Annotated in this window: 19 protein-coding genes, 1 tRNA gene and 1 pseudogene; 2 read left to right on the plus strand and 19 right to left on the minus strand. The window is 44.7% G+C overall.

Features of this window, described 5'->3' with window-relative positions:
* Position 1: 1 nt before the first annotated feature.
* From coaE to TZ97_RS05905, 9 genes are all read right to left on the minus strand, one after another.
* Entirely contained in the window at positions 2–598 is a 597-nt protein-coding gene (gene coaE, locus TZ97_RS05860; protein ID WP_045759715.1) for a dephospho-CoA kinase, read from the minus strand.
* On the minus strand, positions 599–1,423 hold the full coding sequence (gene mutM, locus TZ97_RS05865) for a DNA-formamidopyrimidine glycosylase (protein WP_045759716.1): 825 nt from the start codon (positions 1,421–1,423) through the stop codon (positions 599–601).
* Between the two features lie 48 nt (positions 1,424–1,471).
* Positions 1,472–2,371 (minus strand): GTPase Era, encoded by a 900-nt coding sequence (gene era / locus TZ97_RS05870; protein ID WP_003004993.1) that lies wholly within the window; start codon positions 2,369–2,371, stop codon positions 1,472–1,474.
* 29 nt (positions 2,372–2,400) lie between these two features.
* The gene (locus tag TZ97_RS05875; protein WP_045759717.1) at positions 2,401–2,799 is read right to left on the minus strand and encodes a diacylglycerol kinase family protein; all 399 of its coding nucleotides are present in this window, start codon (positions 2,797–2,799) and stop codon (positions 2,401–2,403) included.
* Positions 2,780–3,277 carry an rRNA maturation RNase YbeY gene (gene ybeY, locus TZ97_RS05880; RefSeq protein ID WP_045759718.1) on the minus strand — a complete coding sequence of 166 codons (498 nt, stop codon included), beginning with the start codon at positions 3,275–3,277 and terminating at the stop codon, positions 2,780–2,782. Before ybeY ends, TZ97_RS05875 begins: the two co-directional genes overlap by 20 nt.
* 97 nt (positions 3,278–3,374) lie before the next feature.
* Positions 3,375–5,111 carry a tetracycline efflux ABC transporter Tet(46) subunit B gene (tetB(46), locus tag TZ97_RS05885; RefSeq protein WP_045759719.1) on the minus strand — a complete coding sequence of 579 codons (1,737 nt, stop codon included), beginning with the start codon at positions 5,109–5,111 and terminating at the stop codon, positions 3,375–3,377.
* A gap of 1 nt (position 5,112) precedes the next feature.
* On the minus strand, positions 5,113–6,837 hold the full coding sequence (tetA(46), locus tag TZ97_RS05890; RefSeq protein ID WP_045759720.1) for a tetracycline efflux ABC transporter Tet(46) subunit A: 1,725 nt from the start codon (positions 6,835–6,837) through the stop codon (positions 5,113–5,115).
* 393 nt (positions 6,838–7,230) lie between these two features.
* A tRNA-Thr gene (locus tag TZ97_RS05900) sits at positions 7,231–7,303 on the minus strand.
* 50 nt (positions 7,304–7,353) lie between these two features.
* Positions 7,354–7,923 (minus strand): GNAT family N-acetyltransferase, encoded by a 570-nt coding sequence (locus TZ97_RS05905; RefSeq protein WP_045759722.1) that lies wholly within the window; start codon positions 7,921–7,923, stop codon positions 7,354–7,356.
* 200 nt (positions 7,924–8,123) lie between these two features.
* Here TZ97_RS05905 and ald point away from each other — a divergent pair, with 200 nt between their 5' ends.
* Positions 8,124–9,236, plus strand: a complete 1,113-nt coding sequence (gene ald / locus TZ97_RS05910; protein WP_045759723.1) for an alanine dehydrogenase — start codon at positions 8,124–8,126, stop codon at positions 9,234–9,236.
* Between the two features lie 257 nt (positions 9,237–9,493).
* On the opposite strand, the gene TZ97_RS05915 is transcribed toward ald, so the two are convergent.
* The 7 genes from TZ97_RS05915 to rplK form a co-directional block, all read right to left on the minus strand.
* Entirely contained in the window at positions 9,494–10,492 is a 999-nt protein-coding gene (locus TZ97_RS05915; RefSeq protein ID WP_045759724.1) for a PhoH family protein, read from the minus strand.
* A 79-nt stretch (positions 10,493–10,571) separates the two neighbouring features.
* Positions 10,572–10,787 (minus strand): YozE family protein, encoded by a 216-nt coding sequence (locus TZ97_RS05920; protein ID WP_003005127.1) that lies wholly within the window; start codon positions 10,785–10,787, stop codon positions 10,572–10,574.
* Between the two features lie 10 nt (positions 10,788–10,797).
* Complete coding sequence (gene cvfB, locus TZ97_RS05925; RefSeq protein ID WP_045759725.1) at positions 10,798–11,652, minus strand: RNA-binding virulence regulatory protein CvfB; 855 nt, start codon at positions 11,650–11,652, stop codon at positions 10,798–10,800.
* A gap of 99 nt (positions 11,653–11,751) precedes the next feature.
* Positions 11,752–12,309, minus strand: coding sequence for a ribosome recycling factor (gene frr, locus TZ97_RS05930; RefSeq protein ID WP_003005165.1), 558 nt, complete (start codon positions 12,307–12,309; stop codon positions 11,752–11,754).
* 19 nt (positions 12,310–12,328) lie between these two features.
* Positions 12,329–13,060, minus strand: a complete 732-nt coding sequence (pyrH, locus tag TZ97_RS05935; RefSeq protein ID WP_003005706.1) for a UMP kinase — start codon at positions 13,058–13,060, stop codon at positions 12,329–12,331.
* Between the two features lie 163 nt (positions 13,061–13,223).
* On the minus strand, positions 13,224–13,913 hold the full coding sequence (gene rplA, locus TZ97_RS05940; RefSeq protein ID WP_003005355.1) for a 50S ribosomal protein L1: 690 nt from the start codon (positions 13,911–13,913) through the stop codon (positions 13,224–13,226).
* Positions 13,914–14,010: 97 nt separating this feature from the next.
* The gene (gene rplK / locus TZ97_RS05945; RefSeq protein ID WP_003005369.1) at positions 14,011–14,436 is read right to left on the minus strand and encodes a 50S ribosomal protein L11; all 426 of its coding nucleotides are present in this window, start codon (positions 14,434–14,436) and stop codon (positions 14,011–14,013) included.
* 160 nt (positions 14,437–14,596) lie between these two features.
* Between rplK and TZ97_RS05950 the strand changes: the two genes are divergently transcribed.
* Positions 14,597–14,941, plus strand: a complete 345-nt coding sequence (locus TZ97_RS05950; RefSeq protein WP_024056054.1) for a DUF3397 family protein — start codon at positions 14,597–14,599, stop codon at positions 14,939–14,941.
* Between the two features lie 295 nt (positions 14,942–15,236).
* Here the strand turns inward: TZ97_RS05950 and TZ97_RS05955 are convergent, their stop codons facing one another.
* From TZ97_RS05955 to TZ97_RS11075, 3 genes and pseudogenes are all read right to left on the minus strand, one after another.
* Positions 15,237–17,555: an HAD-IC family P-type ATPase gene (locus tag TZ97_RS05955; RefSeq protein ID WP_045759726.1), complete on the minus strand. Its 2,319-nt coding sequence runs from the start codon at positions 17,553–17,555 to the stop codon at positions 15,237–15,239.
* 8 nt (positions 17,556–17,563) lie between these two features.
* Positions 17,564–17,950 carry an SMU1112c/YaeR family gloxylase I-like metalloprotein gene (gloA2, locus tag TZ97_RS05960; RefSeq protein WP_045759727.1) on the minus strand — a complete coding sequence of 129 codons (387 nt, stop codon included), beginning with the start codon at positions 17,948–17,950 and terminating at the stop codon, positions 17,564–17,566.
* Positions 17,951–18,016: 66 nt separating this feature from the next.
* Positions 18,017–19,549 (minus strand): annotated as a pseudogene (locus tag TZ97_RS11075) (DNA translocase FtsK); the annotation flags it as partial.
* Between the last annotated feature and the right edge of the window lie 11 nt (positions 19,550–19,560).

The raw sequence follows: 19,560 nt of genomic DNA on the forward strand, positions 1-19,560 counted from the left end.
ATCATCTTCTTTCTAATTGTTGTAGGGCTACATCTAAATGAGCATAGAGGGCCGTTAGATCGCCATTATTGTCTAGAACCAGATCTGCATGGGCTCTTTTTTCATCTAGCGGCATTTGAGACGCGATGCGTTCCTGGGCCTGCAGTTCTGATAAGTGGTTGCGTTCCATCAGGCGCTTGAGCTGGGTTTCTTTTGATACAGCTACCAACCAGACAGATTCAAACCACCCTTCATAGTGCTGCTCGATTAAGAGAGGAATATCCATAAAAAAGAGATCGGATTGTGCAGCTTGTCTGTCTCTTACCTCAGCTAGAGCCTCACGAATAAGCCTTCCTTGGACGCGATTGGACCAGTCTCTTTCACTAGGGTCTGAAAAGATCCGCTGACCCAAAGCGACGCGATCCAACTCTCCTTCTTTGGTAAGGATCTCTCTACCAAAATGATCCACTAGGACACGGTAGAGTTCTCCACCTGGTGCCTGCAAGTCATGGACCACTCGATCAGCATCAATGACAGGATAGCCTTTTTCTTTCAAATAAGAGGTGACAGTGGACTTTCCTGAAGCAATCCCTCCTGTTAATCCGATGATTCTTGCCATCTAGTTCTCCTTTTGACAGTGAGGGCAAAAATGGGTTCCACGTCCCCCCAGCTGAATTTTTTCAATCGGTGTTCCGCAGCGCAAACAAGGCTGACCTGTTTTCCCATAGACCTGGTGTTCTTCCTGCATGGTGCCATCTTCTCCAAAAGCATTGCTGTAGGAGCGAATGGTGGAGCCACCCTTTTCAACAGCTTGAGCAAGCACAGCAATCGTTTCTTTGCGGATTGCTTTAGCTTCTCTAGCAGTCAAACTTTGACCCAAACGGGCTGGATGAACCTTGGCTCGATAAAGGACCTCATCCACATAGATATTGCCCAGACCAGCCACTAATTTTTGGTCTAAAAGAGCTGATTTAATGGGTTTCTTTGATTTTTTAAGAGATGCTTGGAAGGCTGGTTCTTTAAAATCTGCTTCCGTCGGCTCTGGACCAATTTTTTTCGCCAAAAAATAGCTGTCGACAAGCTCAGGTATTAGGACTTCCATGGTCCCAAACTTGCGGACATCTTCATAGACCAGAGTGCTACCATCTGTAAAATGAAAGAAGACATGGGCATGCTTGCGAAGAGGAACATCGTCTGGATAAAAGAAATACTTGCCTTCCATCCGCAAATGCGAGATGAGGACCAGATCCGTCAGATAAAATAAAAGGTATTTCCCACGGCGCCCCATGGCCCGAATTTCTTGACCTGGAAGATCTTGACAAAAATCATCTAGATCCGTATGAATCATCTTTGGATACTTTACTTCCACTGACTGGATGGTTTTCCCAAGAATTAATTTCTCAAGACCTCGTCGAACTGTCTCTACTTCTGGTAATTCAGGCATAGCTTCTCCTTCTCTAAAAACAAGAAGCAGGCTTCTGCCCACCTCTTCTTAATATTCTTTTTCGTTGTATCCGAAATCAGCTAGGTCTAATTTCTTATCCCGCCAATTTTTCTTGACCTTGACCCAGGTTTCTAGGAAGACTTTGTCCCCTAGCATGAGCTCGATATCCTTACGCGCAAGGGTTCCAATCTTCTTGAGCATGGCGCCACCTTTTCCGATGACAATCCCTTTTTGGCTATCGCGCTCGACCATGATTGTTGCACGGATATGAACCTTATCTGTCTCCTCATCCCGCTTCATAGAATCCACTACTACTGCCACAGAGTGGGGAATTTCTTCCCGCGTTAAATGCAAGACCTTTTCACGGATCATTTCAGAGACCAAGAAGCGCTCTGGGTGGTCAGTGATTTGGTCAGCAGGGAAATATTGAAAACCTTCTTCTAAGTTTTCACTTAAAATATCAATCAAACGCGAAACATTGTTTCCTTGAAGGGCTGAAATCGGCACGATTTCCTTGAAATCCATCTGACTACGGAAGTCATCGATTTGCGCCAAGAGTTGGTCAGGGTGCACCTTGTCGATCTTGTTGACCACCAGAATAACCGGCACCTTAGCAGCCTTGAGGCGCTCGATGATCATGTCATCGCCCTTCCCACGTGGCTCATCTGCTGGCACCATAAAGAGAACGGTATCGACTTCTCGAAGGGTGCTATAGGCCGACTCCACCATGAAGTCTCCAAGCGCTGTCTTGGGTTTGTGAATCCCTGGGGTATCGATAAAGACGATCTGTTCCTTATCGGTCGTGTAGATTCCCATAATCTTGTTGCGCGTTGTCTGCGCCTTGTCACTCATGATGGCAATTTTTTGCCCCATGACGTGGTTCAAAAAAGTTGACTTCCCAACATTGGGACGTCCTAAAATGGCTACAAAGCCTGATTTAAATGTCATATTATCCTTTCACGAGGGCATACTCCCTCTTATCCAAATACCAAGGCCCAGAATTTGGGCACAAAAATCACCAGTCCTGTTAGTAGGGCAAAGCCTGATACGACGAGGACTGCTCCAGCCGCCATGTCTTTGGCATTCTTTGCCAACATGGAGAAATGGTAGTTACTAGCTAGATCCACCACATTTTCAATGGCTGAATTCATAATTTCAAAAGCAATCACCAAGGTGATGCTGAGCAACAAAAAGAGCCACTCTGTCGCAGAAATCCTAAATACCAAACCAGCAAGAATTGCTACGATGGCTGATAAGGCATGCTTGCGCATATTGCGCTCTTCTTTGATCGCCGTGAAAATTCCTGTTATCGCAAACTCCAGACTTGAAGTGAAGTCCCGATTTTTCCATTTTCGCTTATTGTCTTGTGAGTCCATAGGCTGTCAAAATCTCTTCCTGTAAGCCAAACATTTCCTTTTCTTCTTCCGGCGTATAGTGATCATAGCCATTGATATGAAGAAAACCATGCACTGCTAAAAATCCCATTTCGCGCTCAAAACTGTGGCCATATTCTTCGGCTTGCTCATGCGCCTTGTCAATTGAAATAAAGAGCTCACCAATATAGGTATCGAATTCAGCCATCATCTCTGCCAATTCTGGATTTTCTTCAAGGTCTTCCTCGTCAAAAGAAATCTCCATCTCTGGCTTGTATTCTAAACTGATGACATCCGTCGGACGATCCGTATCACGGTATTCAAGATTTAGTTCATGACTGCGTTCATTGGTTACAAAAGTCACAGCCATTTCCTTGTCTTCTTTCCCAATTTTTTGAGCAGCAAATTCTAAAATTTCTTGCGTTTGTTTTAAGATTTCGTCAGAGACTTGACCAGTCTCATCTACCATTTCAATATACATCTGGATCACCTCACTATTATCACTTTATTATATCACAAAAACCAGCCTATATACTAGATACAGGCTGGTTTTCAATCTTTTTCTTTGCAGGACAATCTTACACCACTGTTTGCTGGATGGCATTCATCTGGGCATAGATCCCGCCTTGTGCGACTAGTTCCTCGTGTCTACCACGCTCCACAATGCGTCCTTCAGATAAGACTAAGATCTGATCCGCGTCTTGGATAGTGGACAAGCGATGGGCAATGATAAAGGTGGTCCGGCCCTTTTGCAGGACTGCCATAGCCTTCTGGATGATTTCTTCTGTTTCCGTATCGATGTGAGAGGTTGCCTCATCCAAAATCAGAATTTGCGGATTCATATAGAGCGTCCGCGCAAAGGAAATCAATTGGCGCTCACCACTTGAAAAGGCGGATCCTTTTTCTACGACTGGATGGTCGATTCCCTTTTCAAGGCGCTCTACAAAGGGCCAAGCTCCGACTTTTTTCAAGGCATCTTGGACCGCATCCCGATCAATGTGATCCTTACTCATGGCCACATTACTAGCAATGGTCCCTGTAAATAGATAAGGATCCTGCAGGACAATCCCCATGTGGCTTCGTAGGCTCTCACGAGAGACTTGGCGAATATCTTGACCATCGATCAAAATCGCTCCTTCTTGAGGATCATAAAAACGATAGAGCAGGTTCATAATGGAAGACTTACCTGATCCAGTATGGCCCACAAGAGCGATGGTTTGACCTGGACTAGCCTGAAAGGCAATATCCCGCAGAACTGGCTTGCCTTCTTCATAGCCAAATTGAACGTCGTCAAACACGACTTGAGCCTTTTCTATCTTCAATTCCGATGCACCATCGGTCTCTAAGGGTTGGTCTAAGAAAGCAAGGACGCGGCTCCCCGTTTCTAAGGATCGCCGAATATTTGGGAATTGACGACTGAGATTGGCCATGAGATCAAATAGATTAATGACATAGTTAATATTGATAAATAAGAAACCAGCCGTCACACCGATATTACCCTCTAGGAAAGAAATCCCAGCGATAGTCAAAATGCCTGCAATCACTAAAAACTTGAGCAATTCCGTCAAGGTCCAAGAAGCAATGGAATCGGCTAAGAGGATTCGATCATTAGCTCCTAGCATCTTCTGAGTAGTGGCTTCAAACTCATCCACCACACCAGGCTCTTGATGATAGAGTTGAATCATACTGGCACCATGCAAGAGTTCATTGACCTGGGTATTGACCTCGCTTCTCGCATCAAAGAAATCCTTCATAGGCTGGTCCGTCATGACCTTGTAGAGATACTGGATCCCATAAAAAATCGGAAAGACCAAACACAAGAGAAGGCCCATCATAGGACTCAGGTAAAAGAGAATCCCTAGGATAAAGAGGAAACGCACCAAGTAGATGACTAAAATCATACAAGAGTTATAAAACTGGGTCCGCAAGGTCTCCGTATCATTGACAATTCTTGTCGCGATCTTCCCAGCCGGCTTATCATCAAAATAAGAAATAGGCAGCCCTTGCATGACTTGAAAGGCTTGATCTCTCAGACTAGCGGTTACTTGATTACTTCCATGTAGCAAGATCCGATTGCCCATGTAGCTAATCAGCTGCCCCAGGCTCAAGACCAAGAGATAAAAGCCTCCCATCTGAAGCAAGTCCCCTTGCCCGCCACCGTGGGTCAGTGCAGTCAAAGGTCCATCGATCATCTTTTGGAGAAGAAAGGGTGACAATTCAGAAAAAATAGTGGCTAGCAAGAGGCAAATAAAGCCAGCAAGAAAGACAGTTGGATAAAGTGTGATCCTCGATAATAATCGTTTCAAAACTTTCATATTATTCTCCTTCCTGTTTTTGTTGCCGTTGGTATTGTTCATAATACCAGCCCTCTTGAGCCAATAAATCACTAGCTCTGCCTTCTTCTACAATACGACCTTGATCCAAGACGATGATCCAATCCGCCTGATGAACAGCAGACAAGCGATGAGAAACAATGATGGTCGTCTTGTCATTTCGTTCTTTTTGAATCGTGTCAATGATGGCCTGTTCAGTCTTAGCATCTACTGCCGAAAGGGAATCATCTAACAGCAAGAGCTCAGCATCTCTTAAGAATGCACGCGCCAGGGAGATCCGTTGTTTTTGACCTCCTGATACAGAGACCCCTTTCTCACCGATCAGGGTGTCCATTCCCTGAGACATCCGCTCGAGATCATCCGCAAAAGCAGCTTGGGCTATCGCTTCCACCAAGTCTTCTTGGCTGGCTCCTTTTTTACCAAGCGCTATATTCTCACGGATAGACTTGGAGAATAAAATATGTTCTTGGGAAACATAACCAATTTTTTCTTCAATCGAGTGTCGGTTGTAGTCCACGATCGGTTGCTGGTTGATCAAAAACTCTCCCTCACCAACTGGGTACTGCCGCAAGAATTGTCGAACAAGGGTAGTCTTTCCTGCTCCAGTACGACCAACAATTCCAACCGTCTGTCCTTTCTGAATGGTCCAATCAATGCCTGACAGGCTCTTTCGCTCAGCACTAGGATAGCTGAAAGAATAGTCCTTAAACTGCACCAAATCAATCTGCTCTAAGTAGTGAGGACCATCTGGCTCCAGATCATCCGTTTCATCAATCACTTCTTTTAATTTTTTATAGGACATTTGACCTGTCTGGTAGACCAAGATCAAGTCTGCCATCATCCACATAGGCTCAATTAAAAAGACCAAATACAGCTGTAAAGCCAATAACTTGCCAAGGCTCAACTGCCCGCTTGCCAGGGACTGGCCTCCAAATAGCAGGAGCAAGACTGTCGAGAATCCAATAAACAACAGGGCTAAAGGTCCAAAAGAGTACTGGATAGAAGCAATCTTGTCCCCTGTTTTGGAGAGACTGGCTGTTTTTTTCTGAAACTGTTTGACCTGCTGGTCCCGTCTACTATAGGCCCGCATGACACGGATCCCCTCGATGGACTCCAAGACTTCATCGTTCAACTGAGCGACCGCTTCCCGGTTTTGCTCAACATACTCCTCCTGCTTTCTACTCAAAAAATAGGTCGAGACGACGAGGAAGATCATAGGAATAAAGGAAATCAAGGTTAATTGCCAAGAAATGAAAAACATGGTCGGAATAATAAAGGCAAACAAGCCACCGCCAAACAGGAGCACCATCATCCCGTAACCCGCCATATCAGCCATCCCATCCACATCTGTCGTAAAGCGCGTCAAGAGGTCCCCTGAACGGAATTTCTCAAAAAACGGACGCCGCATAGCTACTAGCTTACGAAAAGCTTGTCCCTGAAGGGTCGCCTTGAAATGGACTGACGACTGAAAGAGTCGCAACTGCCAATAAAAAGCCGTTAGGTAATTGAGGAGAGCTGATCCTACCAAGAGGACCATATCCCATACAAAGTTCGATTGCGTCAGCGTCCGCTGACTCAAATGATCCACTAAGCGCTGGATGACTTGCGTCGGGATCAATAAGGTGTAATCATAAAGAATCAGGACCATAGCGATCTTCACATATCGCCATTTGCGCTCCCTGATATACTCCCAAATAGCTCTGATCATATATTCTCCTTTTCAAAATGGCACAGAAAAAACCCAAGCAAGGAGCTGAGTACGTGCTCAGTCCACACTTGGGCCTTCTGATGCCTATCACCAATTCAGTTAAGGCAGGTAAAAATGCATACAAAAAACCCAAGACAGACTCCTCCATCTTGGGTTCCATTTATAGTTTACATCGAACTCAACTGAGATTGGAGAAGCTTTGTATTCAATTGTGTCATCAAAACATCTACTTTGTTCATGATGGTTTTCTCCTTTCTCTTTGTTGTTCTAACTTTACCACGGATTTCCTTGCTTGTCAACGCTTTTTTGAAAATTATTGAAAAAAGCAAAATTTTTAAGATGGACTCGCAAAAAAAGAAGCCTAGATCGTCTCTAAGCTTCTCTCTTCTGCTATGCTAGTTGCCGGGATTGAACCGGCGACCTCATCCTTACCATGGATGCGCTCTACCGACTGAGCTAAACCAGCAGTACCTATCTACTATATCATGGAGATAGGTCTTTTGTCAATATCCTGACTCATTTTTCTGCCAAATATTCTTCCTTAGTGAGGACATAATGAACTCTCGTCACCATTCGCCCTTCTTCATGCAAGTCTAGCATCGCGTAGGGCTCCTCGTGAGAATATTTCATCCCTGATTTGGCCATCACCCGTCCAGAAGCTGGGTTGTCCTTATCATGAACAGCAATGAGCTTGTTCATCCCTAACTGTTCAAAAGCCAAGGCAATGACTGCCTTGGTAGCCTCTGTCGCAAGACCCTGGTTCCAATAGTCTTTATTCAGAACATAGCCGATACTCCCCTTCTTCAGACAAAGATCCAAATCCAGTAAATCAATCGTCCCGATAAATTTTCCATTTTCTTTGAGCTCGATCCCCCATCTTCCAAGTGGGCTCGCTAGGTAAAAGAGGGCAATATTATTACGCGTCTCTTCTATACTTTGATTGGTTGCAAAGGTATAGCGCGTAACTGTCTCATCAGAAGCATACTCAAACATAGCTGGTGCATCATCAAGAGTGACCGGACGCAAGTGCAAACGCTCAGTCTCTATTTCTCGATAAGCCGCTAACTTCACATATAAATTTTCCATTTGACTCTCCTTCTTTAGGGATTAGTTTAGCAAATAACCTAAAGGAAGGCAAGCTCAAATTTTTCTTGCTTTTTAACCCACTTTTCTATACAATAAAATCAATCAAAACAATCAGATAAGGAGTGAAAAGGTCATTGAGTCAAGAGAGCAATCTCACACCAATGGCCTTTTTACACCTAAATCTGAGCAAGGAGGCAAAAATGCTCATTGGAATTCCTAAAGAAATTAAAAACAACGAAAATCGGGTCGGTTTGACACCTGCAGGTGTACAAAGCTTGGTGAAGAAAGGTCATCACGTTTTGGTAGAAACAAATGCTGGACTTGGTTCTGGCTTTGCGGATGAAGATTACACGAAGCAAGGGGCAACCATCGTTGCAACTGCTGCAGAAGCTTGGGCAGCTGAGATGGTGGTCAAAGTCAAAGAACCCCTCGCTGAAGAATATGGCTTCCTTCGCGAAGACCTCTTGCTCTTCACCTACTTGCATATGGCTGCCGCACCTGAATTAGCAGATGCTATGGTCGCAGCTAAAACAACTGGGGTGGCCTACGAAACGGTGCGTGACCTTGATGGACAATTGCCTCTCTTGGTGCCAATGAGTGAGGTGGCTGGACGGATGGCCGTGCAAATCGGTGCTCACTTCCTGACCAAACAAGAAGGTGGATCAGGCGTCCTCCTAGGTGGGGTGCCAGGTGTTCCCAAAGGAAAAGTTACCATTATCGGAGGCGGGGTCGTTGGAACCCACGCAGCTCGGATCGCCCTTGGACTCGGTGCCCAAGTGACCATCTTAGATATCAGCGCTAAACGTTTGGCTGTTCTGGAAGATGTCTTTGGTCATCAAATCCAAACCCTTATGTCCAATCCATTTAATATTGAAGCCAGCGTCCGTGATGCCGATGTTGTTATCGGGGCCGTCTTGATTCCTGGTGCTAAAGCTCCTAAATTAGTGACAGACGATATGGTTAAACAAATGCGTCCCGGTTCAGTTATCGTCGATGTGGCCGTTGACCAAGGTGGGGTTATCGAAACAGCAGACCGTGTCACAACGCATACGGAACCAGTTTACGAAAAACATGGCGTGCTCCACTATGCCGTTGCCAATATCCCAGGGGCTGTCGCTCGTACCTCTACAATCGCCCTTACCAATGTGACCCTTCCTTATGTCGAATCCCTAGCTAACAATGGTTTTCACAAGGCAATTGACCTCGACGAAGGCCTACGCCAAGGGGTCACTACTTACCAAGGCCACATCACTAGCCAACCCGTTGCTACTGGTTTAGAGCGTGACTTCACACCAATTGATGAATTGGTTTAAACTATCATATATTTAAAGAATTACCATCGAAAAAACAAGTTGTTTTGAGTTTTTTAAATCATCTTTAGAGACTTTCCGCCGTGAGAAAAGTGCTTGAAACAATTTAGTTTCAAGCACTCGGAATAATTGAGACCTTAGGCTCAATTATTAGTCATGGAACTTCAAAGAAGTTCGCTGACGTCCGTTCTCACCTAAGGAAAGGCTAGGAGATGATTTTATCATCAATTTAAGGCAAAGATCCGATGATCTTTGCCTTTTTATTCTGCTTCTTCTTCCACATCCAGTTTTTCTTTGAGGACTGGATTTGGGATTGGCTCGTAGGCCCGGATAATCTCTGCTACTACTGGATGACGAACGACATCCTTAGCAGAGAAATGCACAAAGTCAATTTGAGAAATGTTCTTCAATTTCTCCTGAGCATCAATCAAGCCTGATTTGACATTTCGAGGAAGGTCAATCTGGCTGGTATCTCCATTGACAATCATCTTAGAGTTAAAACCAAGACGGGTCAAAAACATCTTCATCTGCATGATGGTGGTATTTTGCGCTTCATCGAGGATGACAAAGGCATCGTCCAAGGTCCGCCCCCGCATATAAGCCAAAGGCGCAATCTCGATAATCTCCCGCTCCATCATCCGAGTTGTTTGGTCTTTCCCTAAAATCTGGTATAGAGCATCATAGACCGGACGTAGATAAGGGTCTACTTTTTCTTTAAGATCCCCTGGTAGGAAACCAAGGCTCTCTCCAGCTTCTACAGCAGGACGGGTCAAAATGATTCGCTTGACCTGACCACGCTTGAGGGCAGTCACGGCCAAAGTCACTGCTAGGAAGGTTTTCCCAGTCCCCGCTGGTCCAATCCCAAAAGTGACATCATGGTTCTTAACACTATCGACATAGATCTTTTGACCAAGCGTTTTAACCCGAATGGGCTTGCCGTAACTATCCTTGATAATCTCTTCTTCATAGAGAGCGATGAACTTATCCAATTCCCCATTTCTCACCATGGTAATGGCGGTCACCACATCTGGCGTACCAATGGTCATACCACGGTTAACGAGGACTAAAAGAGCCTGGATGACTTGACGAACCTGCTCGCAGGTTTCTTCTTCCCCAATGATTTGGACGATTTCTGTCCGGGCATGAATAGTCACCCCAAATTCTTGCTCCATCAAACGGAGATGGCGTTCGTTAGATCCAAACAAATGAAAGAGATCGTCTGGATGCGTTAATGTAATTTCAACTGAATGTTCTTGCAAATAAAGAACCTCTCTACCTGTGTTTTTCTATTATTATAACAAAGAGGCCGAGAAAAAACCATCCTCGACCTATCCTTCTCTAGTGGGCTTGGTATTCTTCCCAAATCGCATCAAAATCGCCAAGATTAAAGGAAAAGCTGGCATGCTCTTCTAGATAGCGACTGACCTCGTCGAAGTCATCTGTATGCTTGGGAAAAGCAGACTCGTGAAATGCAAGATCTGCTAGAATGGCCTTAGGAGCATTGCTTTTAGGATTGCGCTCCGTCATCAGCCAAGTATAAAACGATTTTCGCATAAGCCTCCTCTTAGATCAACTCTGTTCCAAACTGGTCTTGCTTGATTCTTTTGGCCTTCATCAAACCACCCAAAGCCTTTTTGAACTGACCTTTTGAAATCCCAAAAGTTGCTTTGATTTCTTCTGGAGAGGACTTATCATTCAAGGTCATAAAGCCACCATTGGCTTCCAAATAGGTCAAAATCATTTGGGCATCGTTTTCCAACATTTCAAAGGAACGTGGCTTCAAAGATAGATTCAAGGTCCGGTCCACCTCCCGAAAACCAATAACGCGAGCATTTACGACCTCTCCCAAACGAGGTTCTGCATAGCGCTCACTTGGGTGGATAAAGCCCAGCATATTATTCTCTGGAAGGTAAACAAAGGTCCCAGACAATTTCAAGCGGTAGACAATGGCTGGCCAGTTTTGGTTTTGCATATTGTTGTAGGCTGGACGAGCCAAACGCTGGAAATCTTCCTGGTAGGCTAAGATCCCCCAAATCCGATCTTTCTTATCGACTTCTAAACGAATATAGAGACGATCGCCCTTTTTAGGCCATAGATCTTTGATCTCCGGTAGGATATCTAGTGAGACAACAATCTGCTTATCTGGAAGCCCTGTATCCACGAAGACTCCCAAATCCTTGCGCACTTCCGTGACCGTTCCCCAGCCAAAGCTTTCTTGAGTTGCAGTGACTTCAAGTGTCGTGAGTCGGAGCTTTTGCTTCATATCTGTATAGGCAAAGCCCTTGACACTTTCTCCGACTTGATGGGGGCCTTCTGCTTTATCAAGCGCGTAGGTCTGACCATCTTTTTGAACAAAATAGAAGTGATCATTTTCATCAATGACCATTCCCATGATGTAGCTTGCTAGATTCGTATTCATGTTTCCTTCTTTCCTCTTGCCTCTTCACAAGAATAATGGAAATAAAACCCAGCCAGCAGTGCCAACTGAGTCTTTCTTTCCTGTAATGGTTGGGATGGATTAAACTTCCATCAATTCTTTTTCTTTGTGAGCTGTCATTTCATCTACATGCTTAACAGCGTCATCCGTAACTTTTTGAATCTCTTTTTCAAGACCTTTCAATTCATCTTCTGTGATTTCTTTTGCTTTTTCTTGTTTCTTCGCTTCATCCATAGCATCACGACGGATGTTACGGATCGCTACTTTAGCATTTTCACCCACTTTTTTCACTTCTTTTGCCAAGTCACGACGAGTTTCTTCTGTCAAAGCTGGGATGACCAAGCGGATAACAGATCCATCGTTGGCTGGAGTGATGCCAAGGTCAGAAGCATTGATGCTGTGCTCGATGTCTTTCAAAGATGATTTATCAAATGGTGTGATCAACAAGACACGCGCTTCTGGAATCGTGATAGATGCCAATTGGTTCAAAGGAGTCTCTACTCCGTAGTATTCTACGAAAATACGATCCAAAAGACTTGCATTTGCACGTCCAGCACGGATGCTACCAAATTCACGTCCCAAACTTTGGTGAGACTGGGTCATTCTTTCTTTTGCTTTTTCTACGATTGGGTTTGCCATAATCTTCCTCTATTTTCTATTATTTTTCTACGTTATTCGATACGGTTGTACCGATATTTTCACCAAAGACAACGCGTTTGATATTGCCTGGTTCATTCATATTAAAGACAACCAAGTCAATGTCGTTGTCCATGGAGAGAGTAGAGGCTGTTGAGTCCATGATGCGAAGACCTTTGTTGATCACATCGCGGTGAGTCAATTCCTCAAATTTCACAGCTGAAGCATCTTTTTTCGGATCGGCATTATAAACACCATCGACCCCATTTTTGGCCATGAGAATGGCATCTGCTTCAATCTCAGCTGCACGAAGGGCTGCGGTCGTATCTGTTGAGAAGTAAGGAGAACCGATCCCTGCACCAAAGATCACGATCCGATCTTTTTCAAGGTGACGAAGGGCACGACCACGGATATATGGTTCTGCAACTTGTTGCATAGCAATCGCAGTTTGAACACGGGTATCCACGCCAACTTGTTGAAGCGAATCAGCCATCACAAGGGCGTTCATGACAGTCCCAAGCATCCCTGTGTAGTCTGCTTGGACACGATCCATCCCTGCTTCTGCAGCAGGTTCTCCGCGCCAAAGGTTTCCCCCTCCAATCACCAAGGCAATTTCAATTCCAAGTTCGTGAACTTCCTTGATTTCTTGAGCCATATTTTGGACAGTTTTGATATCGATTCCGACACCACGTTCGCCAGCAAGAGCCTCACCAGATAGCTTGATTAAGATACGTTTATACTTAGGTTCTACCATTTTCTCTCTCCTTTTTTGATCTGTATTATTTTACCATAAATTACGTTTTTTATATAGTCATATCCATCAAAATTTTCTTTTTTCCATCCGATTAGTTTTACCAACTGTAGCAAATAAAAATGGCGTACAAAAAAAGCTACCCGAAGGCAGCTTTTCATTTCAATTAAAGTGAGTTAACATCCACTTTGATACCAGGACCTTGAGTTGTAGTCAAAGTCAAGCTAGTTACGTAAGTACCTTTAGCTGTAGCTGGTTTTGCTTTTTGGATTGTGTCGTTGAAAGCTTTAAAGTTTTCAACCAATTTAGTATCATCGAATGAAACTTTACCGATGATCGCTTGAACGATACCTGCTTTATCAGCACGGTAAGTGATTTTACCACCTTTAGACTCTTCAACTGCTTTCGCAACATCCATTGTTACTGTACCAGTTTTAGGGTTTGGCATCAAGTTACGTGGTCCAAGGACACGTCCAAGACGTCCAACAAGAGCCATCATGTCAGGTGTAGCGATAACTACGTCGAAGTCCAACCAACCATCGTTGATTTTCGCAACAAGGTCATCTTCACCTACGAAGTCTGCACCAGCAGCTTTTGCTTCTTCAGCTTTTGCACCACGTGCAAATACAAGTACGCGAGCTGTTTTACCAGTTCCGTTTGGCAATACCATTGCACCACGGATTTGTTGGTCAGCTTTTTTCACGTCGATGTTCAAGTTGTAAGCAACTTCTACAGTTGCGTCAAATTTTGCAAAGTTAGTTTCTTTTGCAAGAGCTACAGCTTCTTCTACGCTGTAGACTTTTGTGCTGTCGATTTTTTCAAGAGCAGCACGAAGTTGTTTGCTTTTTTTAGCCATTTTATCTTTCTCCTTGTAATGTGGTCATATCGATTTTCATCTCCCACGTCACTCGTCATTTGATCAAGTGTATTGCGGGCAAATAGGATTGTTACAATTAGTCAGTAACAGTGAATCCCATAGAACGAGCAGTACCTTCGATCATACGCATTGCAGACTCAATGTTTGCAGCGTTCAAATCTGGCATCTTAGTTTCAGCGATTTGTTGTACTTGTGCACGAGTTACAGTTGCAACTTTCGTTTTGTTCGGTGTACCTGAACCTTTTTCAACACCTGCAGCTTTTTTCAAAAGAACAGCAGCTGGTGGTGTTTTTGTAACGAAATCGAATGATTTATCTTCATAAACAGTGATAACAACTGGGATGATCATACCAGCTTGATCAGCTGTACGAGCGTTAAACTCTTTAGTGAATCCCATGATGTTGATACCTGCTTGACCAAGCGCTGGACCAACCGGTGGAGCTGGAGTAGCTTTACCAGCAGGGATTTGCAATTTTACAAGTTTTTCGACTTTTTTAGCCATTTCTTAAATCCTCCTTTGTGGTTTTGGCGGTAATTACAGATTTTTACCTCCCACAAGTATGCTTTGTGCATACCTTTCTATTATACACGATTTCTCTTTTTTTGCAAGAAAAAATTAAAATATAGTAAACTTTTTTTTCGTTTTATGATAGAATGAAGCTATGTTAATCAAAGTTGCTTCTGTATTATTTATTTTTTTAACGCTGATTCTGAGCGGCATCATTGTTCACCTCTTTAAACTCCAAAAAAGAGGATGGCGATCTACCGATATTGCCTTTCCTTTATTTGCCTTGGAGTACTACCTGATCTCAGACAGCGCCTTTTACCACAGCCTCTTACCACTATTAGCCTTGAGCCTTTCGCTTTTGGCCTTGGGGCTAACGATTTATTTCTTAAAAAAGAAAAAGTGTTTTTATTATCCTAAATTTATCAAATACTTCTGGCGCGCTGGATTTCTAGTTACCTTCTTGCTCTATCTGATCTTAACCGCTAGTTTGTTTATCTAATGCCAAAAGACAACTCTATCTTTGGAGTTGTTTTTTTATAAATAACCTAGATGATACTGCATAGACTGAAATCATTTTAATTTTAAATTCTCTAATATGTACTGAAACTTTCCGACGTGAGAAAAGTGCTAGAAACACGATTGTTTCTAGCACTCGGGAGTTTTGAAACTTTAGGTTCAAAACTAAGTCATGGAACTTCGTAGAAGTTCGCTGACGTCCGTACTCACCTAAGGAAAGTTTCCAAAATATCTTTTTCTTCAATCTGAGACAACTCTATCTTTAGAGTTGTCTTTTTTTATTTCTTCCGATGAAAGAACCAGCCCACCAACTTCTTGAAAACTTGAATCAAGACGAGAGCTAGAACTGCCATGATGGCACAGATAAGCAGCGTTTGAAGTCTCAAGGGACTCATGTTAAAGAATTTCCCTAGGATACTACTTGAAACCAGGAAGGTTAGGATATTTCCTAGAAGAACCAGTCTCTTGTAGTGATTGAGAGGCTGGGATTCTTGGTAGATGATGGTAAATCCAACGAAGGCCATCAAGCAGATGGCTGCACTTGAGAGTTCTTCCGACCTCATGCCAAATGTCGAAGAGAGCAACACCAAACTAAAGATCAATATAAAATCCGTCAAGGCAGCAGGTAGCGCATTTTTAAAGACCGTTTCGATAAAGCGCCCTTTGATGCGCTCGCTATTGGGCTCAAGCGCTAGGAAGAATCCTGGAATCCCAATCGTAAAACCACTGATCAAAGACATCTGCGACGGCATAATGGGATAGGTAAAGGCTAAAAGCGTCACTGAGATGGCCAACAAAATGGAAAAGATATTCTTGATCAAAAAGAGACTGGCTGATCGTTGAATATTATTGACCACCCGCCGCCCTTCTGCCACGATGGACGGCATCTTCCCAAAGTCAGAATCCAGTAAGACCACTTGCGCCATCTTTTTGGTCGCATCGTTTCCAGATTCCATCGCAATACTACAATCTGCTGTTTTTAAGGCCAGAATATCGTTGACGCCATCTCCAGTCATGGCAACCTTGTGTCCCTTTGCCTGCAAGCCTTCAACAAGGCTTTTCTTTTGCTCTGGGGTCACTCGTCCAAAGACCGTATATTGACTCGCCGCCTGGTGCAAATCTTCTTCCGTCAGTAAGGTTCTGGCATCGATTAGACCCTCTGCTCCTTCAATGCCTGCTTTTTGTGCAATAGCTGAGACCGTAGCTGGGTTGTCCCCTGAAATGACCTTAATGGTCACTCCTTGTTCTTTAAAGTAGGCGAAGGTTTCTTTGGCATTTTTTCTCAAAGGATTGGAGAGAATGATCCAGGCCACCAAGTCTACAGGAGCCTCTAAAGTCTCTCCCAGGTGATCTCCCCGATATTTCCCAAAGGCCAAGACCCGATTACCTGCCTTAGTAGCAGGAGCTATCTCTTGTTCAACCTCAGAGAAGCCCTCTCGTAAAACAAATTCTGGTGCCCCTAATACATAGATCCCAGATTCAAAGGCAATGGCCCCATATTTTTTCTTAGACGTAAAGGGCTGTATTTCAAGAGCTTTCCAAGGATGGCTGACTGGTGTCTTGTGGAATTTACGGATGGCATCCATAGTATCATTTTGATCCGAGCTAGCCTCTACATACTGAGTTAGAGCCTCCAAGTCTTGAGCGTCTTTAACTGGACGAATCTCTGTTACTTCCATACCCGGCTCTGTAATGGTCCCGGTCTTATCGACACAAAGGATATCCACGCGCGATAAGGTCTCAATCCCCTTCATACTATTGAGCAGGACCTTTTCCTTGGCCAATCTGACAGCACCCAGAGCCAGTGCCAAGGTCATCAAGAGATACAAGCCTTCTGGAATCATCCCGATCAAGGCCCCGACTGTTGAAGTCACACTGAGCTTGAGACTATCGCCTAGGCTGATATAGCTACGAAGAAAAAGGAGCGAGCCTAGCGGAATGATAAGGAGACCAATGATCCCCACGATGCGATTGACCGCATGGACCATGTCGGACTCCTCATGAGACTTAACCTGCTTGGCTTCCAGGCTCAATTGGTTGATGTAGGAGTCATTCCCAACTTTTTCTAGTCGCGCTAAACCTTGACCAGCAATCACAAAACTACCTGACATGAGTGCGTCTTGTGCTCCTTTTTTGACCTCATCAGCTTCACCAGTCAATTGCGACTCATCGACTTTTAGATCGCCCTCCAGCAAGACCCCATCCGCATAGATTTGATCTCCAGCTTGAAAGCGAACCAGATCGCCCTCCACCAGCTGATCGATCGGTAGAGCGACTTCTTTTCCTTCGCGAAGAACGATCGCCTCACTCATATGTAAAAATTGCATCTGACGCAAGATCCGTCGAGAGCGGACTTCCTGCACAATTCCTACCAAGGAGTTGACCACAACGACCGGAACAAACAAGAGATTGTTCCAAGACTTCACTGCTACCAGCAAGACCGCTAAGACCAGGAAAATCAGATTAAAGTAGGTAAAGACATTGTCTCGAATGATCTGCCCTACACTTTTTTCTGTCTTAATCGTGACCTTATTTTGCTTGCCCTCTTGGATCTTTTTCGCTACTTCTTCCTGACTGAGTCCTTCTAATCTAACCATTGCTTTCCTCACTCATGTATTTCCAAGGGCAATCCTTCTGGATCGAAGAAAAATGCCATCTTCTTGCCATCAAAATCATCATAGCGAAGACCTGTATTCTCAATACCTAGCTGATCCAATCTAGCTAGATAGGTCTCTACATCGTCCACTTGAAAGGCCAGATGACGCAGTCCCGCATGCTCGGGCAAGGGGAGCTTAGGCCAGTCTGGGGCCGTCGGTTTGATAAAGAGTTCTAAAGTCAGCTGCCCCTGACGGAGATTGATCAAGATATCTCCGCGTTCAGGACGGTCATACTCACTGACAATCGCAAAGCCCAACTGGTCCACATAAAAGTGCAACATGGCGTCGCGATCCCGTCCAATGATGGCAATATGATGAATCGTGTCTAACTTCATCTGGTCCTACTTTCTATTTTCTATAAAAAGAAAAGGGAGTGGGGCATATGCCCTTTTTCCCTATCCTTATGATTGTTGCAATACTTTTCGAGGCTTGGTCCCTTCAGCTGGTCCAATCACACCCGCTGCTTCCAACTCTTCCATGAGGCGAGTCGCCCGGTTAAAACCAACCGATAAGCGGCGCTGGATCATCGAAGCACTGGCTTTTTGGGTCTCGATGACGAGTGCTTTGGCCTCTTCAAAGAGAGGATCACCCTCGTCTGAGCCACCCATACCTCCATCAAAGTCTGACTCCGATACTTCTCCTGGATCAAAGGCATCATCATAATCAGCTTCTGCCTGCTCTTTGACAAAGTTGACAATCCGCTCGACATCGTCATCTGAGATAAAGGATCCCTGTAGACGAATCGGATGATTTTCATCAATCGGTTTAAAGAGCATGTCTCCGCGACCGAGCAATTTCTCTGCTCCATTTTCATCCAAGATGGTCCGTGAGTCGGTCCCAGATGATACCGCAAAAGCGACACGGGAAGGCACATTGGCCTTGATCAAACCTGAGATAACGTCAACCGATGGCCGTTGGGTCGCAAGGATCATGTGGATCCCTGCTGCACGCGCCTTTTGTCCAAGACGAATAATGGCATCTTCCACTTCTTTACTTGCGACCATCATCAAGTCTGCCAACTCATCGACAATGACCACGATCAATGGAAGGGGCACTTGCTTCATCTCAGACTGGGCATTGTACTCCGCAACCTTGGCATTAAAGCCAGCAATATTCCGAGCGCCCACTTTCGAGAAGAGTTCATAACGATTTTCCATCTCATCAACGACCTTCTGCAGGGCCCGACTAGCCTTGCGTGGATTGGTCACCACTGGAATCAAAAGGTGAGGAATATCATTGTAGACAGAAAGCTCCACCATCTTTGGATCGACCATCATAAACTTGACTTCGTCCGGACGGGCCTTCATCAAGATACTCGAAATAATCCCATTAACCGCTACTGACTTACCAGATCCAGTAGAACCCGCTACCAAGAGGTGGGGCATCCGAGCCAAATCAAAGGTCCGAGCTGAACCATCTACGGCCTTCCCAAGAGGAATCTCAAGGAGTTTAGCTGGGTCTGTCTTGGACTGCTCCCACAATTCACGGAAGGAAACGGTCGCAATCTCTGAGTTGGGCACTTCAATCCCGACCAAAGACTTCCCTGGAATCGGCGCTTCAATCCGCACATCCTTGGCAGCTAGAGCCAAGGCCAAATCATCTGCTAGGTTGGAAATGCGGTTGACCCGGACACCAACTGCCGGCTTGACTTCATATTTGGTAACAGATGGACCAATTTCCGCCCGCTCCACTGTCGCCTTGATGTTAAAACTTGCAAAGGTCTCTTCCAAAATGCGGATGTTCTGGCGAACGATGTTTTTCTCTTTGGATTGATTTTTCGGCTTGTCAGGTGCGAAGAGATCAATCGTTGGAAGTTTGTATTGAAGGAGTTCTTTAGGTGTGAAGTCCACCTGAACTTCCTCCCCATCGTCTTCGAATTCTTCGGCTACCGGAAGCTCTTCATATTCTTCAGGCTCTTCCGGCCATTCTTCATCTGGCAGGTAGA

The organism is Streptococcus parasanguinis (genome assembly GCF_000963275.1).
Lineage (GTDB): Bacteria > Bacillota > Bacilli > Lactobacillales > Streptococcaceae > Streptococcus > Streptococcus parasanguinis_B.